Origin of the sequence: Sorangium sp. So ce117 (assembly GCF_051524395.1) — a bacterium.
In the GTDB taxonomy this organism is placed as follows: Bacteria; Myxococcota_A; Polyangia; order Polyangiales; family Polyangiaceae; genus Sorangium; species Sorangium cellulosum_B.
Genome location: NZ_CP150309.1, coordinates 1,953,787 through 1,969,400, shown reverse-complemented (window position 1 = coordinate 1,969,400; position 15,614 = coordinate 1,953,787). Strand labels below are relative to the sequence as shown.

Genomic DNA, 15,614 nt, shown 5'->3' with positions numbered 1-15,614 from the left:
CGCTCAGTAGCGGTGTCGTAGCTCGAAGAAGATCTCGCGCGGCGCGAGCGGGTACTCGAAGCCCGAGAAGCCGGGATCCGGGCCGAAGGTGCCGAGGATGTTCTTGGCGCGCACGGCCAGGGTCGTCTCGTGCCCCGGGATGATCCACAGGTTGCGCGCGACCAGGCTGGCGTTCCACCTGAGGTACGTGGGCAGCTCGAACGCGCCGCCGGCCTCCAGGGTGCTCGCCTCCGCGGACTGCCGGGGCCCGACGAGGATCCCTTGCGTCGAGAGCTCCAGCGGCACGGAGCTCGGCGACGGCAGCTTCACATAGGCGCCGGCGCGGGCGATCCAGCGCGGGTACGCGACCATCGACGAGCCGACCAGATCCGCCTGGTACCCCACCTGGCCGGAGTCCCGGGTGGAATGCACGGTCTCGAACGACCCGTAGCCCCCGAAGGCGTCGCCGTGCCGCAGCTCGGCGCGGGTCGCCCAGATCAAGGACTTCTGGCTGGCGATGTTCAGCGCCGTCTTGTTGATGCCCCGCGGGACGAACTCTGCCTTGTCGTTCAAGAGGCTGTACGACACCCCCGTGCTCGCCGAGGCCCAGACAGCAGGCCTCCACGTCAGCTCCGCGTCCACGGTGTGGATGAGCTGAGGCGACAGGCGCTCGTTCCCGATCACGTCGCCCGGCACGAGGGGCTCGGCGAAGAGCAGATACGGGGACGGCGCCTTGAAGGCGCTGCCGTACAGCAGCTTGGCCACGACCGTCTTTCCCAGGTGCGAGGTCGCCCCGAACCGACCGGTCAGCTGATTGCCATACTTGCTGTGGTGATCGTAGCGGAGCCCGCCCGTGACCTTCAGCCACGGATCGAGCACCTTGAGGTTGGCGCTAAGGAGCGCCCCGATGTCGACAAGCTCGGCCGATTGCTGCTCCCGCTCCGGCGAGCCGAAGGACTGCCCCGTTTCCTTGGTGACCCGGCGGAAGGACGGCAGGTCCTCCTTGTCGTAGACGGACTCCAGATTCAATATCAGGTTGAATCGGTCCCACGGCATCCACCGGGCCTCGACGCTCGCGTCCACGCCGCGATACGCCATGCGCCGCTCGATGTAGTACCAGCCGCCGGCGAGGTCGACGCGGTCGTCCGGCAGGACGCCGCCCTGGAAGTACATCCCTTGCACCGCGAACGCGAGCTCCCGGTTCAGCTGGTAAAGCCCGTCGATCGCCACGCGACGCTGCTGGAGGCTGACCACCGTGCCGACACGGTTCCCCTCGTCGTCCGTCCCGCCGGTGAGCTGGGCCCATTGCGCGAAATCCCCGCCGCGCCGGAGGCCTGACCAGTACGCGCTGAGCCTGAGGTGGTGCCCACGCTCGGGATGGCGATACCCGATGCGCGCCCCGACGACCCCCGACAAACGCTCGAGGTTCTGGGCGTCCAGGCGCCCCGCGTTGTAGGGCGGGATGCGTGGAAGCGGGGACTGGGTAGGCATCTCCAGGCCGCTTCGATCGTCGAGCTCCCCCGCGGCCGTCAGCATCATCTCGAAGCGATCGGTGAACATGCCGCCCACGAGGTCGAAACGGCCGCGCGGGTGGTCCCTCGTCACGCCGACTTGCACCGTGCCGTCGACGAAGGGAATGTCCTCCGGATCGAGGGTGATGATGTTGACGACCCCGAGGAACGCATCGGCGCCATAGAGCGCCGACGCCGGACCGCGGACGATCTCGATCTGCTTGATGGACGACAGCGGGATCAGCTCCGTGCCCAGCCAGTTGCCGCTGGTGGTCCGGAACGCCGCCGATCGACCGTTGATCATCACCTTGATCCCGCCGCTCTCGGCCCCCAGCCCGCCCGTCATCCCCTGCACGCCGGCGTTCGGCAGGATGTGGTCGTCGATGAGATAGAACCCGACGACGTGCTCCAGCACCTCGCCGACGCTGGTGTATCCCCAGCGCTGGATCTCTTCGGCGGTGATCGCCGTCATGATGGCGGGCGCGTCGTCGAGGGTCTCCAGCGTCTTGGTGGCGGTGGACACCTCGACGTCGAGCAGCCTCAAGAGGTCGACGTCCTCGAGCGCGTCGTTCCGGCGCTCACCCCCCACCGCCTTCGGCGCTCCCGGCGCCGTCGCGGTCGTCGGCTGGGCCCATGCGAGACCGGGGATCGAAGCGATCACCAGCGCAACCATCCACCGGGTTTCGAGTGAGGCAAGCATCATGCGGGTTCAGTGGGCTCCAGACATTCGTCCATCATCGATTCGGCGCGATCGTCACGTCGCCTTGGCGGTCGCGGCGAGCTCCTCCTTCAGGGCAGCGCTCACGGAGTCGAACTCGTCACGTAGCCGCGTGAGGTCGCCCGCCTGCGGCAGCTCGCCTTGACCCGCGGCGAGCTGCATCTTCTCCGCCAGCTCCGCGACGCGCGCCGCGCCGATCGAGAGCATGCTGCCCTTCAGCTTGTGAGCGTGCGCCTTGATCTCTGCAGCCACGGCGCTCCGGATGACCGCCTCCAGGCCATCGAGCTGCGCCGGCACGTTCTTGAGGACGAGCTCGATCAGCTTCCGCGAGCGCGGGACCTCCGGGTCGAGCACCGGCGCGCGCGCCGCCTCCAGCTCGGGGGCGGAGGGAGACCGCGACGACGCCGGCTCGTCCCGGCTCAGGACCACGTGCCGCCACAGGGTCTTCTGCAGAGATTGAGGGCGTACCGGCTTGGCCAGATAATCGTCCATCCCCGCCGCGAGCACCCGGTCCCGCTCGCCGACGAGCGCGTGCGCCGTCAGCGCGATGATCACCGTGTGGCGATTCCGCGAGCGCTCCCAGGCGCGGATCTCCTGGGTGGCGGTGTACCCGTCCATCACGGGCATCTGGCAATCCATGAGCACGGCGACATACCGCTTTCGCTTGACGCACTCGAGAGCCTCCTGGCCGTTGCACGCGGTCTCCACGCGCAGGCCCAGCTGCTCGACCTGCTCCATCGCCACGTAGCGGTTGATCTCGTTGTCATCGACGACCAGCACGGGGAGCTTGCTCGCGATCTTACCCGGCTCCACGCCCGGCTTGCTAGGCGGCGGGGTCGAGGCGCCCGTGAGCGCGCTCTGCAGCGTGTTGTACAGCTCGGAGACGCGGAGCGGCTTGGGGAGCTGCGTGACCATGCTGGAGTCCATCCCGCTCAACGTCACGCTCGATCCCATGTGATAGAGCGCCACCACGGGCAACGTCTGCAGCGCCGGGACCGACTGGATCGTCCTGAGGAACTCCTCGAGGCCGAGATCGTCCATCTGGACACCGACGACGGCGGCGCTGAACGGCCGCTTCTCCAGCACCGCGAGCTCGAGCCGGTTGATCGCGTCCCTGCCGGAGGCCGCGGACTCGGCGTCGAAGCCCCAGGCCACCAGGTGCTCCACCACGACGTCGCGCCAGCTCCTGCTGTTCTCCACCACGAGCGCGCGGCGCCCGCTCGCCCACTCGGCGGAGCGGATCTGCTCGCCTCCGGCGGTGACGCCGACCCTGATCGTGAACCAGAACCGGCTGCCCTGCCCCGGCGTGCTGTCGAGGCCGACCTCGCCGCCCATGACCTCGACGAGGCGCTTGCTGATCGCGAGCCCGAGGCCCGTGCCGCCGTGCTTGCGGACCAGCGAGCCGTCCACCTGCGAGAAGGCCGCGAAGAGCTTCTTCTGGTCGTCGGGCGCGATGCCGGGGCCGGTGTCCACAACGGAGAGCTTGATGAGCGCCGTGGCCTTGTCCTGCTGAGAGATCGAGGCGTCGATCAGCACCTCTCCGCGCTCGGTGAACTTGATCGCGTTGCCGACCAGGTTGGTGAGCACCTGGCGGAACCGGTCGGGATCGCCCACGATGCCCGTGGGGACGCGGCGCTCGACGCGGTACACGAGCTCGAGGCCCTTCTCGTGCGCCTGGCTCGCCATCAGCTCCGCGACCTCCTGGATGACGAGGCGCAGATCGTAGGAGACGTGCTGCGCCACGTACTTGCCGGCCTCGAGCTTCGAGAAGTCGAGCACGTCGTTGATGATCGACATCAACGTGTTGGCGGAGGCGTCGACGGTCTCCACGTAACGCCGCATCTTGCCGTCGAGCGACTGGTTCTGCATGAGCCGGATGACCCCGAGGATCCCGTTCATCGGCGTCCGGATCTCGTGGCTCATGTTGGCGAGGAACTCGCTCTTCATCCGCGACGCCTCGAGCGCCTGCTCGGTCTTCACGCGCAGCTCCTCGAACGCCTGCTCGTTCGCCTCGACCATGCTGTTGAAGGCCGATCCGAGCAGCTCGAGCTCGTCGCCGCTCGTGATCTGCACGCGCTCCCACTTCTTCCGATCCACGATGGGCGATTCGGTCGGCGGCGCGCTCGATCGGAGCCCGGTGGCGATGGCCCCCGCCGCCGTGCGCAGCGCGAGCAGCGGCTCGGTGATGTGGACGGCGACCCGCTTGACGAGGAAATAGCTGGCCGCCCCGCTGCCGAGGATCAGCGCCACGATCAGGCCGAGCGTGGTCACGAGCCGGTTCGCGGCGAGGTCCCGGGCCTGGACCATGCGCTCGACGACGCTCCTCGTGCTGATGCCGTAGATCACGCTCCCGGCGTGGGCCCCCTCCGAGATGACCGGGGCCGCGACCTCGAGGACGTCCTCCCCGCCCAGGGGGTTCTGCCGCCGCCGCAGCACGAGCCGGGACTGGTGCGCTGTGCTGATCCCGAGGGACTCCAGGTCCGCCGCTGTGTAGTTCGGCGCCGCCGGGCCGGGCGGGTCCTTCGAGGCGGGCGCCCGGGCCAGGCCGCTCGCCGCCCAGACCCGGTTCTCCGCGTCGAAGAACACCCCGTAGGCGATGTCGTTGTTCTCCGAGACGGTCTGGTGAATGAGCGCCTTGACATCCCCGAAGAGGTTGTCCGCCACCAGGCTGCGCAGGGCCAGCGCCTGGTTGAAGCCGAGCAGGCGCGCCTTCTCTTCCAGGCCGCTCAGGAGCTCCTGCTCACGCTTGGCCTGGACCGCACGATCCGTCGAATAGATGAGCGCGCCGCTCGCGAGCAGCGTGGTGCCCCCGAGCAGCAGCAGCGCCCCCAGGATCAGGCGCAGCAGCTTGATGCGGAGCGAGCCGTGGGTGTTCGGGGTTGCCATGCACTCTACTTTGGACGCCTCATCGAGGGCGGCGGGTTAGAGGAGGACGACGCCGCAGAAGACCCCGCAGACGAAGGCGGCGGCGGGCTGGTCTTCCCGGCGCGCGAGGCCACCGCGCGCTCGACCGCCGGCGCCAGCGCGACGTGCAGCTTCGCTTTCGAGACGATGCCGTCGGCGCCGACCTTCTCGCCGATCGCGCTCAGCTTGTCGATATCACAGCTGGAGACGAGGACGATACCCAGGTTCGAGAGCTGCGCGTTGTCCCGGAGCAGCTTCGCCAGCTTGTCGCCGTTGATGGTCGGCATGTTGATGTCGAGCGCGACCACGGAGATCTTGTCTCGCTTGATGACCGCCGTCGCGCCGATGGGCGTGGCGAGCTCGACCACATCGAAGCCGGCCCTGACCAGGACGGCGCGCATCGCCTCGCGAGCGATCTCGTCGTCATCGATCACGAGCACCCGGATCATGACGGCGCGCTCCAGGGGCGGCAGCTACGCGCGCGACGCTCTCCACGCGACGAGCAGATGGCGGGCGAGCCCGGGAGCTCGATGGTTCGAGCTGGCCCGTCGCATCGTGACCATGTGCCCGGTTGGAAAGGTAATCGCACGGCGCCTCCATTCCCCCCGATACGCGCTCACCTACCGATGAGAAAGTCAACCTGGCCGAACTGACTGGAATTCAGCCCGAAGCGCCGTGCGAGCCTCACGTCGACCAGGCGTTTCACCGAGATGGGCAGGCGGACGCCCGACGACCGGAGCTTCCAGTCGGCGTCCGCGAGCTCGTAGAGGACATCCGCGGCTTGCACCGCGAGCGCCTGGGTGTCGGGGATGGCAGCGAACGTCCCGAACTCCGCGTGCTCGTTCACGAGCGAACGCACGGCCACGACCACCGGCGCGCCGAGCCGGTCCACGTAGGGCAGCCAGACGTTGGTCAAGAACCTCGGGCTCAGGAGGCCATTGTCGTTCGGCAGCCAGATCGCGTCGACCTTCGCCCGCTGGAGGTTCACCAGCGCGGCGCGGAGGTCCTGCACGCGCGGCTTGTTCGAGAGCTCTTCCTTGACGAAGGTCAGCTTCTCGACGTGCATGAGCGATTCTTGTCGCGCGATGTGATCCGCGAAGCCCTGGCGGTAGACGACGCCGACCCGATGAGCGTCGAGGCCCAGCGTGCGCAGGCCCACCATGGCCGTGACCGCCGGCACCTCGTAGGAGATGGCGACCGAGTTGGGGACGGTGCGCTGGAGCTCCTCGGCGAAGGACGCCATCAGGATCAGCGCGACCGGCGAGGTCGGGACGGTGCGCGCCCACTCGCGATACAGGAGCACGGTCGAGTTGTTGACAAGCACCACCGCCTGCGGGCGATCGCGGGCGACGATCTGCGCCACGAGATCGGGGCTCGACGCCTCGCCGCGCAGCAGCGAGATGATGACGCGGTGTTCCCCGGACAGCTCGACGCGGAGCGATTTCAGCATGTCGTCGAGCTGCGGATCCGAGGGGGCGATGACGGAGATGACCGGCCTCGCGTCCGGAGGCGGCGGCGTGAGCGTCGGCGCCGGGTCGCTGGCCACGGGCGTGGCCGGGCCCGACGAGCAGCTCAGGGACAGCACGAGCCCCGCGAGGGCGGAGGCCCACAGCAGCGAGCGCCGAGAGAGGGGACGCGTCGACATTACTTCCATTCGTCAACCCCCAGATCGGCCAGCACGTGTTTCGGAAGCCTCCGGATCGCGCCCTCGAGCGTCTGACGCTCGCCCAGGAACGTGACCGCCACCAGCCCGACCTTCGCCGTCGAGAGGCTGAGGATCGTGAACGTCATCTTGCTCCTCGACTCGAAGTCAGAACGAAATCGCTCGGGGAGGAGGACCGCATCAGCCGTCTGGAACTGGAGCAGCTGCAGAAGATCTTCGATCTTCGTGACGCGCTGGACCTCAGGCGCGGTGCTCACACCCAGCAGCCCGGCTACGAACTTAGGGAGCGATTTCCGTTCGACCAGATCGACGATCCCGTATCTGAGACCGGAGAGCATCTCCTTGGTCAGCGCCCTCGTCGAGACCAGGAGGTACTGCTCCGCGTCGCTCCCCGCCTTCATGCCCTGGATGTCGGCGGTCCGATTGAGCGAAGCCAGGACCGGCTTTGGCGAGAGGGCCGCGTCGGGCGGCGTCGACTCGAGCGCGGCTTTGAAGTCGCTCAACTTTCCGAACACGGTGACATCGACGCCGGGCATCGACTCCTCGATCTTCTGCTCGAGGGCGCGAGCGCGGAGCGGTGTCACCGCATACACATAGAGCGTGGCCACGGGCCCAGCCGTGATAGGCGGGCTGAGCAGCAGAAGACAGCAACCGATGAGCAGAGCCGCCGCGAGCAGGGCCGCCGGCGCGCGCGTCGATCGGAGCCCCCGGCGAAGCGGAACTCCGGTCCTGTCGGGCCAAGCGCGCTCGGCGAGGGTCCTGAGGAGTGAGCGAAATCCCCCGTGCCGAACCGGAGGAGCCGCGCGGTTATTTCGTGGCACCCACGATGATGCCCAGCGGGTTGCGATTCGCGCCCGACACGCGAGGTGCCCCACGGCCCGCTCGACCGCTGACCGCCGTGCCCCCGTGGAGCGCCTGCAGCTCGTTTCCACCAGGCTCATGCCCTCCCGGTCATCATGGGTAGGCAGCGTAGCCGATGGTTAACCCTCTTTGTCAAGCGCCCCCTCGGAGGCGCCCCCGCGGTCCCACGGAGCTTGGCGAAATGGGGACGCCGGAGAGGGTGACGACACCCGACGGCCGCTCCCCCAGCAGCCGGCCAGCACGACCACGCCGGCGCTGCCGAGCACGCCAAACACGAAGGCGAGCGCTTGACATGCTCCTCACGCACCTCGGTCTCAGGGCTCGATCTCGAGTCCCAGGAGCGGCATGCCCACCGCACAGCGTAAGCAAGAGATGGCGCCTCCGAGAAACCAACAGATGGCGCCCCGGATTCGCGCGACACATCCTGCCTTGTCGACCTACATGGTGAGCGATGGTGCATCGTGATACTCGGTAATTTTACCTTGTCATGCACAACAGCGGATCCATGGGCGCGCCTTCGCTCCCTGCCACCGAGCTCGAAAGCTCGCGCATCGCGCTCGATCTACGTACCGCTTGCTTACCGCTGGCGCTCTATCGCTGGCGCTCTACTTGGTGGCGCTCTGCCGCTGGCGCTCTCCTGCTGTCGCTTGCCGCTGCCGCAGGACGATCGTGGCGTCCAGCTCTCCGGTGCGGCGTCCCGCCAACAATCGCTCCGACAATGGGATTGTAGTCCATCGGGTCGCCACACAGCAACCCTCGCGAACCGCGAACGCAGGGTCGGGGTGTCGCGGATCACAGCGGGTGGCGCGCCACAGAGGCGCTGGCGCCGACCGCCGCGCAGTCGTGAGGCAGGGCCCCCTTGCGACCCGGCGTATTTGCGAGGAACTCTCTTGACCTGGGGAACGAAGGTTCCACTCGAAGGGCGCTCAGCCAGCGGACGGGCGCACCGCTGCCCGCCGCTGCCCGGAGCGCCGAGCGAGCGGAGCGGCTCGCCCGGCGAGGCGGCGCGCCGCGCTCCGGCGCGCCGTTCGTCTCAGTACCACTCGCTGCCGAGGCCCAGCGTGAAGGTGAATGTCGTCCCCTCTGGCAGGAACACCGGGTGGAGATCCGCGCTGATGGCGAAGCCGCTCCGGCGCGCGCCGCTCCCGGCGAGGCCGCCGAGGATCAGCGCGCCCCGCGCGTGAGCGCCAGGGTACCAGGCCGCCGTGCTCTCACAGCCGGCGCTCGGGAGCGGGATGCCGCCCTCCGGGACCTCCGCGCCGCAGGTCGCGACGGCCACGTAATCCATGGACGGTCCCGCGCCGAGATCGAGGAAGTGGAACAGCGTGAAGCCCGCGAGCACCGAGTTGTAGTCGATGAACCCCGCCTCGAATCCAGCGCTGTTCTCGGTGCTCTCGGGGGTGAGCGTCACCATCGGTGTGTTCTGGTAGTATATCCCGAAATAGTGGTTGACCTGGACACCGAGCCGGCCCGACAGCGCGAAGACGGCCCCCGCGCCCGTGGGTGACTCGATGATCCCGCCGCCGAGCGTCGTACCGAAACGAAAGCGCATCCCGTCCTTCTCGTCGTCCTCGGGCTCCTTCGGTTGCTCCTCGGGAGCGGGCGGAACCGGCGCGGGCGGCTCCGGAGCGGGCGTGGCCGCGGCCGGCGCGGCCCGCGGCGCGGGCGGCGGAGCAGGCGGCGGAGCAGGCGCTGGCGCGGACCGCGGCGCGGGCGGCGGTGCAGGCGCTGGCGCGGACCGCGGCGCGGGCGCAGGCCGCGGCGCAGGCGGCACCGGCGTGGGAGATGGCGGAGGGAACGGCATGGGAGCGGGCGCAGGCGCAGGCGCGGGCTGCACCGGAATCGGCGCGGGTGCGGGCGCAGGTGCAGGCTGCACCGGTGTCGGCGCGGGCGCAGGCTGCACAGGTGTCGGCGCGGGCGCAGGCTGCACAGGTGTCGGCGCGGGTGCCGGCTGCACCGGTGTCGGCGCGGGCGCGGGCGCTGGCGCTGGCGCTGGCTGCACCGGTGTCGGCGCAGGAGATGGCGGGGGTGCTGGCTGCGCGGAGGCAGACGGGAGCGGCTCTGGAGGAGGAGGCGGCGGGAGGGGAGCGTCGCCCTGGGTCAAGGCCGTCGCCGAGACCGCCAATGGAACGGTGAGCGCCGCGAGCGCGGCAAGCCAGCGAGGGGGTGTCATCCGGTCTTCCTCGATGCGCTCCTCGCGGCCGTCAAGCGCGCGGAGGTGCGCGCTGTCGGTCGCGGTGCGCCGCAGCGGATGATCCGCCCGCGAGCCGTAAAGCGCCAGCCCATCGACGACCGCCCGATGAACGTCGCCCCCCGTCCCTCCACTTTTCTTCACGGAACGCGGCGGCTCCGGTCACCAGCCCCTCGATCCATGCGCCGAGCTCGCCAAGCCCTCCGCTGCGGTATCAGCCCCCTGCTCGGGATCCGCTTCGCCGTGGCATGTGTGGAGGAAACGCTCCCCCCAGACGCGACCGGGGGCGGCGGCACTGGAAATATCCAGGAGATGAGCGACGATCGGTCGCTCGAAGCGCAGGCGGCGACCATGCGAGAAGCGGTTCCACTCCTCGAATCGGACCCCGACGTCTTCAGGCACGCCTCGTTCTCCGGAAGGACCGACGCGATCCCCGACGTGAACCTGCTCGGCGCGAGCGGCGAGCTCACCGCGCTCGGCGAGCTCACCGTCTCGCTGCCCTGCGACGAGGAGCGCAGCCCGTGACGGCCCGCGCGGCGGTCGCTCCCTCGACGCCTCCGCCCGCCGGCGCTGTGGCCGCCGTCCCCGCGGCCGGCGTGCAGGCCGCGCCGCTCGACTTCGCCGAGGTGTACGAGGAGATGTTCCCCTTCGTCTGGCGGACCGTGCGCCGGCTCGGCGTGGACGCCTCGGCGCACGAGGACGTGTGCCAGGAGGTGTTCGTCGTCGTGCACCGGCGGCTCCCGGAGTTCCTGGGCCGCTCGTCGCTGAAGACGTGGGTCTTCGGGATCGTCGTGAACGTCGCGCAGACGCACCGGAGATCGCTGCGCCGCAAGAGCCCCGCCCACCGCGGGACAGGAGAGACCGTGGATCCCGAGCTGCTCGCGGGGCCGAGCAACCTCAGCCCCTACGAGGCCATGACGAGGGCGGAGGCCGCGCGCGTCGCGCACGAGCTGCTCTCGTCGCTCGACGAAGAGAAGCGCGTGGTGCTCCTCCTCGCCGAGCTGGAAGAGATGCCGGCGGCGGAGATCGCGCGGGGCATCGGGGTGAACGTCAACACCGTGTATGCGCGGCTGAGGGCCGCTCGACAGGCGTTTTCCGACGCGGTGCACCGCCACCACGCCAGGATCCGAGGAGGCCGCAATGGATGAGCTGGGGACCGGGGAGCGAGCGCTCCTGAACGCCCTTCGTGACGAGGACGAGCCGACCGACGACGACAGACGTCGGACGCGCGCGGCCGTGTGGGCGAGGCTCGGCCTCGCAGGGACGGCGGCCACGGCCACGGCCGTGGCCGTGAGCGCCGAGAGCGCCGGAGCCGCCGGCTCCGCGAGCGTCGGCGCGGCCGCGCACGCGGTCGGCCCCGCCGCCGCGAGCATGGCCGCGGGCGCGAGCACCGCGGTCGCGAAAGGCGCGGCCATCACGCTGCTCGGCGCCCCGATGAAGATCGGGCTGGCGGCGCTGGTCGTAAGCCTCGCGACGGGGGCCGCGCTCTACTTCCCGACACCGGGCGAGGCGCCCGATGCGCAACGCGCGCAGGAGGCGGCGGCGGGCGCGGCCGAGGCGCCCCGAGCGGCGCACGCCGCCGCGCCCTCCAGCGCCCCGAGCGACGGGACGCCTGCGTCCACCGAGGCGAGCGCCTCCAGCAAGGCCGACGCTCCCGAGGCGTCCGGCGCGCCCGCCGAGCCGAGCGCCGCGCCCCCGGCGGCCGCGGCGCGCGCGACGGCGTCGCGCGCGCCCCGGGCGGCGGCCGCCGCGAGGCAGGGCTCCGAGGGGCTCGACGCGGAGATCGCGCTGCTCCGCGACGCGCAGCAGGCGCTGCAGGCGGGCCAGTTCGCGCAGGCGCTCTCGAAGCTCGACGAGCACGCCAGCCGGTACCCGAGGGGCGTGCTCTCGACCGAGCGCGAGGCGTCGCGCGCGATCGCGCTCTGCCGCTCCGGCCGCGCGCCGTCCGGCAGGGCGATCGCGGCGAGGCTGCTCGCGAAGAGCCCGGGCTCGCCGCTCGCGACGCGCGTGCGCGCCGCGTGCGGACAGGAGGAACAGGAGGAGTAGAGTGCGCGGGTGCACGTCTCGAGGTGGGCGCATGCGCCGTCGATCGTTCCGGCGCTGATCGCCGCGGCAGGGCTCCTGCCCGCGCGCGCGCTCGCGGCGCCCGCCGAGCCGCGCACCATCGATCTCCGCTGGGAAGCGCCGGCGGGGTGCCCGCCGGTCGACGAGGTCCGGAGCGAGATCGCCCGGCTGCTGGGAACGTCGGAGCAGCGCCAGCCGATCGAGGTCGAGATCGCGATCGCTCGCGAGCGCCACGAGCGCTACCGGCTCGACCTGCGCATCCGCGCGCCGGCGCCGGGCGAGCGGGTGATCCGTGGCGACGACTGCGCGTCCATGTCGCGGGCAGCGGCGCTGATCGTCGCGATGTCGATCGATCCCGACGCGGTCGCGCGGAGCGCCGCCGCGCAGCCCGCGCCGCCCCAGGCGATCGCCGCCCCCGCCGCCAGCGCGCCGCGCCCGCCGCCTCCCGCGCCGCGCCGCCCACCTCCCGCGGCGGCGCGGCCGTCCGCCGCGAACGAGCGCGACGTGGAGGGAGCGCTCTGGGTGAGCGCGCAGATCGAGCAGGCGCTCGTCCCGACGATCGGCGTCGGGCTCGCCGCGGGCGGCGGGATCCGCAGCGGCTGGTTCCGCGCGGACGGCGCGGCCGGCGTGGTGCCGTCGAGCTCGAGCCACATCGCGGGGCAGGCTGCAGGCGCCGAGTTCCGGCTCTGGTTCCTCGAGGTCGACGCGTGCGCGCTCCCGCTCGAGCGCCCCATCCGCGTCTACGTCTGCGCGCTCGGCCGCCAGCACTGGCTCCGCTCCAGGGGGCGAGACGTCGACGAGCCCTTCACCCTCACGACGCCGATCTTCGCAGCCGGGCTCGGGACGCTGCTCGAATGGCGCATCGCCGCTCCCGTGAGCGTCGAGGGCGCGCTGCACGCCGTCGTCCCGCTGAGGCGGCCCCGCTTCGTCGTCGAGAACCTCGACGGCATCGTCTACCGCCCCCCGGCCGCGGGCCTCAGCGCGCGCCTCGGGCTCGCGCTGGCCTTCTGATCCTCAGGGCAACTCCGGGCCGGCGCGCCACGCGGCCTCGATCGCGCAGCCGGCCAGCGCCCCGCGGTAGAGGCGCAGCTCGTCGTAACGCCCTCCGAAATACGGATCCTGATCGAACTGGGACCGCCCGAGCCAGTTGTTCGCGTCCTTTATCGCCGAGAGCGGAAAGCCGACCGGCGTGCTGCCGAGCAGCGCACCGTCGAGGTAAAGCGAAAGGGTCCCCGCCGCGCCGTCGAAGACCGCGGCGAGCTGATGGATCTCGGCGTCATCGAGCGTGGGCGCGGTGGTGACCTGCACCTGGCCCGCGGCGCCGCTGTCGCTCGCGAGCGCTGCGATACCCGGCGGGTCGAAGCCCGTCGAGGGGGTGATGACGAGGTAGGACCGCCCCACGCTCGAGTCGCCCTCGACGGGATTCTCCCCTGTGCTGCCGATGCCGAAGTCGACGACGCGCAGGTACGCCCCTCCGCCGTTGCGGGCGACCCAGACCATGACGGTGACGTCGCGGAGCCCCGTGAGGAGACCCGCGGGCAGATCGACGTAGTCGTCCTCTCCGTCAAGGGTGAGCACCCCTCCGCCGTCGAGGCTCGCGCCGCCGAAGATCTCGCCGTCGGCGCCGCCGACCGTATCGGCGACGACCGCCCCCACCCCGTCGAACGTGTACCGATGAGCCAGCGACGGCAGCACATCGCAGGGGGCCGCGCCGCTGCCTCCCTCCCCGCCGTTGCCCCCCTCCCCGCCGCCGCCGCCCGCCTCGCCGCCGCTTCCCGCCTCACCGCCGGTCAGCGCCCCACCACCACGCCCCCCTTCCCCGCTGCCACGACCACCTTCCCCGCCGCCGCCCACAACCGACGTCGGAGTCATACGGCCCACCGCAATATCCATATCTGCCCCACATCCGGACAGGCCGAGGAGCAGCACCATCATCGTAGTCTTCCGCGCGCACGACACAGGCGGATCGTAGCGCGGGCGTGCGGTCGATTCGATCACGAAAGGCGCGCGCTCCGGCGACGAGGGGGAGAGTGCTGATTCCACACGCGGGAGCCGACCATGATGTGCCGACTTGACCGAGTGTTCGCGAGTCCCTGGCTCGTCGCCGGGGGATGTCTCTTGAGCGTCTCGTGCACTGGCATCCTCGGAGGTGATGACGCTCCGGGGCAGGAACCGGGAGACGACGCCGCCGTCGCGCCAGGCGGGATGCCTTTGCACCACATGACAGCATCGGAGTACAACAACACGGTCGCCCACCTCCTGGGCACGCGCCTGCGGCCGGCGGACGGGTTCCCGGCCTCCGGCGCGAAGGGCTTCGACGCGAACGCCAGCGCGCTCTCGAGCCTCTCGCAGGTCCTCGTCCAGGGGTATTACGACGCCGCCAAGACCCTGGCGGCCGACGCGTTCTCGAACGAGGCGCAGCGCGCCCAGATCCTCGTGTGCGACCCGGCGGAGGGCGCGGGCGCGGACGACGCGTGCGCGCGCGAGATCATCGAGCGCTTCGGGCTGCGCGCCTTCCGGCGCCCGCTCGAGGCGGCGGAGGTCGACCGGTACGCGGCGCAGTACGACGACGCGCGCACCACCCTCGAGATGTCCCCCGTCGAGGCGGTGCAGCACGTCGTCCGGAGCCTGCTGACGTCGCCGAATTTCTTCCTGCGGATCGAGGTCGGCCCCGACTCGAAGCGATCGCCGGGCGCCCTCGGCGGCCATGAGATCGCGTCGCGCCTCTCGTACCTCCTCTGGAGCTCGCTCCCGGACGAGGAGCTCTTCGACGCCGCAGAGGGCGATGCGCTGGCCACCGAGGACGAGCTCCGGGAGCAGGTGGACCGCATGCTGGCCGACCCGAAGAGCGCCGCGTTCTTCCAGAACTTCTTCGGGCAGTGGCTCGGGACCCGCACGCTCCCGAGCCACAGCGTCGACACAGCGATGTTCCCGGGCTGGAACGACGAGATGAAGGGCGCGATGATCGACCAGGCCAACGCCTATTTCGCCGGCTTCACGACCGGCGAGCGGCCGTGGTCCGAGTTCCTCACGGCGCCCCACCCGGAGAGCCCGCTGCTGGCGCCGCTCTACGCGAACGACCCCGGGGCCGGGCGCGCCGGGTTCCTCACGCTCCCCGCGTTCCTCACGCTGTCTTCCCGCGCCGATCGGACCTCCCCCACGTCGCGCGCGAAGACGATCCTGGCGCAGCTCTACTGCGCCGAGCTGGCCCCTCCCGCCGGCGTGGATATCCCGGAGCTCGAGGCCGCGGGAGGCGACACGGGCGCCGTCGACAACGTCCGCGAGAAGCTCGAGAAGCACCGCGAGTCGCCCGACTGCGCGGGCTGTCACGATGTCCTCGATCCCATCGGGCTGAGCCTCGAGAACTTCGACGCGATAGGCGCCTACCGGACCGCGTACCCGAACGGCGACGCGGTCGACGCGACAGGCGAGTACGGGGGCGCGGCGTTCCAGGACATCTCGGGCCTCATCCCGGAGCTCCAGAAGGACCCCCAGCTGGGGATCTGCCCCTCCGAGCAGCTCTTCACGTATGCGTTGCGCCGGCGCCCGAGCGGCGGCGACAGGGGCGCGCTCGAGGCGATCGCCGCGCGCTGGGAGAAGGGGACGATCGCGGATCTGGTGAAGCAGGTGGTGACCAGCGAGGCGTTCCGCCTCCGCGCAGCGAAGGTCGGGGCGAAGTGAAGGCGCAGGCGTTGTTTCCTCACGGAACCAGGCACGAAGGAG

Annotated in this window: 12 protein-coding genes; 5 read left to right on the top strand and 7 right to left on the bottom strand. The window is 70.8% G+C overall.

Annotated elements, in window-relative coordinates:
* Window positions 1-3: 3 nt before the first annotated feature.
* The 6 genes from WMF46_RS07400 to WMF46_RS07375 form a co-directional block, all read right to left on the bottom strand.
* A complete protein-coding gene (locus WMF46_RS07400; protein WP_437984962.1) occupies window positions 4-2,151 on the bottom strand; it encodes a TonB-dependent receptor plug domain-containing protein in 2,148 nt (715 codons plus the stop codon).
* 93 nt (window positions 2,152-2,244) lie between these two features.
* Complete coding sequence (locus tag WMF46_RS07395) at window positions 2,245-5,094, bottom strand: response regulator (protein ID WP_437984961.1); 2,850 nt, start codon at window positions 5,092-5,094, stop codon at window positions 2,245-2,247.
* A gap of 5 nt (window positions 5,095-5,099) precedes the next feature.
* Complete coding sequence (locus WMF46_RS07390; protein ID WP_437984960.1) at window positions 5,100-5,561, bottom strand: response regulator; 462 nt, start codon at window positions 5,559-5,561, stop codon at window positions 5,100-5,102.
* A 167-nt stretch (window positions 5,562-5,728) separates the two neighbouring features.
* The gene (locus WMF46_RS07385) at window positions 5,729-6,757 is read right to left on the bottom strand and encodes a hypothetical protein (RefSeq protein ID WP_437984959.1); all 1,029 of its coding nucleotides are present in this window, start codon (window positions 6,755-6,757) and stop codon (window positions 5,729-5,731) included.
* On the bottom strand, window positions 6,757-7,383 hold the full coding sequence (locus WMF46_RS07380) for a hypothetical protein (RefSeq protein WP_437550540.1): 627 nt from the start codon (window positions 7,381-7,383) through the stop codon (window positions 6,757-6,759). The genes WMF46_RS07385 and WMF46_RS07380 overlap by 1 nt, the downstream gene beginning before the upstream one ends.
* A gap of 1,286 nt (window positions 7,384-8,669) precedes the next feature.
* On the bottom strand, window positions 8,670-9,188 hold the full coding sequence (locus WMF46_RS07375) for a hypothetical protein (RefSeq protein ID WP_437907762.1): 519 nt from the start codon (window positions 9,186-9,188) through the stop codon (window positions 8,670-8,672).
* A 951-nt stretch (window positions 9,189-10,139) separates the two neighbouring features.
* On the opposite strand from WMF46_RS07375, the gene WMF46_RS07370 reads away from it, so the two are divergent.
* The 4 genes from WMF46_RS07370 to WMF46_RS07355 are packed head-to-tail and all read left to right on the top strand — an operon-like array spanning window position 10,140 to window position 12,902.
* Complete coding sequence (locus tag WMF46_RS07370; RefSeq protein WP_437984958.1) at window positions 10,140-10,352, top strand: hypothetical protein; 213 nt, start codon at window positions 10,140-10,142, stop codon at window positions 10,350-10,352.
* Window positions 10,349-10,975, top strand: coding sequence for an RNA polymerase sigma factor (locus WMF46_RS07365; RefSeq protein WP_437984957.1), 627 nt, complete (start codon window positions 10,349-10,351; stop codon window positions 10,973-10,975). The genes WMF46_RS07370 and WMF46_RS07365 overlap by 4 nt, the downstream gene beginning before the upstream one ends.
* On the top strand, window positions 10,968-11,873 hold the full coding sequence (locus tag WMF46_RS07360; protein WP_437984956.1) for a hypothetical protein: 906 nt from the start codon (window positions 10,968-10,970) through the stop codon (window positions 11,871-11,873). Before WMF46_RS07365 ends, WMF46_RS07360 begins: the two co-directional genes overlap by 8 nt.
* A 9-nt stretch (window positions 11,874-11,882) precedes the next feature.
* The gene (locus WMF46_RS07355) at window positions 11,883-12,902 is read left to right on the top strand and encodes a hypothetical protein (protein ID WP_437984955.1); all 1,020 of its coding nucleotides are present in this window, start codon (window positions 11,883-11,885) and stop codon (window positions 12,900-12,902) included.
* A gap of 3 nt (window positions 12,903-12,905) precedes the next feature.
* Here WMF46_RS07355 and WMF46_RS07350 read toward each other — a convergent pair whose 3' ends face one another.
* On the bottom strand, window positions 12,906-13,763 hold the full coding sequence (locus WMF46_RS07350) for a LamG domain-containing protein (protein ID WP_437984954.1): 858 nt from the start codon (window positions 13,761-13,763) through the stop codon (window positions 12,906-12,908).
* Window positions 13,764-14,111: 348 nt separating this feature from the next.
* On the opposite strand from WMF46_RS07350, the gene WMF46_RS07345 reads away from it, so the two are divergent.
* Window positions 14,112-15,572: a DUF1592 domain-containing protein gene (locus WMF46_RS07345; protein WP_437984953.1), complete on the top strand. Its 1,461-nt coding sequence runs from the start codon at window positions 14,112-14,114 to the stop codon at window positions 15,570-15,572.
* The last annotated feature ends 42 nt before the right edge of the window (window positions 15,573-15,614 follow it).

Excerpts from the sequence above, each read along its gene's own strand:
- WMF46_RS07395 (WP_437984961.1), bottom strand. The coding sequence starts at position 5,094 with ATGGCAACCCCGAACACCCACGGCTCGCTCCGCATCAAGCTGCTGCGC.
- WMF46_RS07390 (WP_437984960.1), bottom strand. The coding sequence starts at position 5,561 with ATGATCCGGGTGCTCGTGATCGATGACGACGAGATCGCTCGCGAGGCG.
- WMF46_RS07385 (WP_437984959.1), bottom strand. The coding sequence starts at position 6,757 with ATGTCGACGCGTCCCCTCTCTCGGCGCTCGCTGCTGTGGGCCTCCGCC.
- WMF46_RS07375 (WP_437907762.1), bottom strand. The coding sequence starts at position 9,188 with ATGCGCTTTCGTTTCGGTACGACGCTCGGCGGCGGGATCATCGAGTCA.
- WMF46_RS07370 (WP_437984958.1), top strand. The coding sequence starts at position 10,140 with ATGAGCGACGATCGGTCGCTCGAAGCGCAGGCGGCGACCATGCGAGAA.
- WMF46_RS07360 (WP_437984956.1), top strand. The coding sequence starts at position 10,968 with ATGGATGAGCTGGGGACCGGGGAGCGAGCGCTCCTGAACGCCCTTCGT.
- WMF46_RS07350 (WP_437984954.1), bottom strand. The coding sequence starts at position 13,763 with ATGACTCCGACGTCGGTTGTGGGCGGCGGCGGGGAAGGTGGTCGTGGC.
- WMF46_RS07345 (WP_437984953.1), top strand. The coding sequence starts at position 14,112 with ATGACAGCATCGGAGTACAACAACACGGTCGCCCACCTCCTGGGCACG.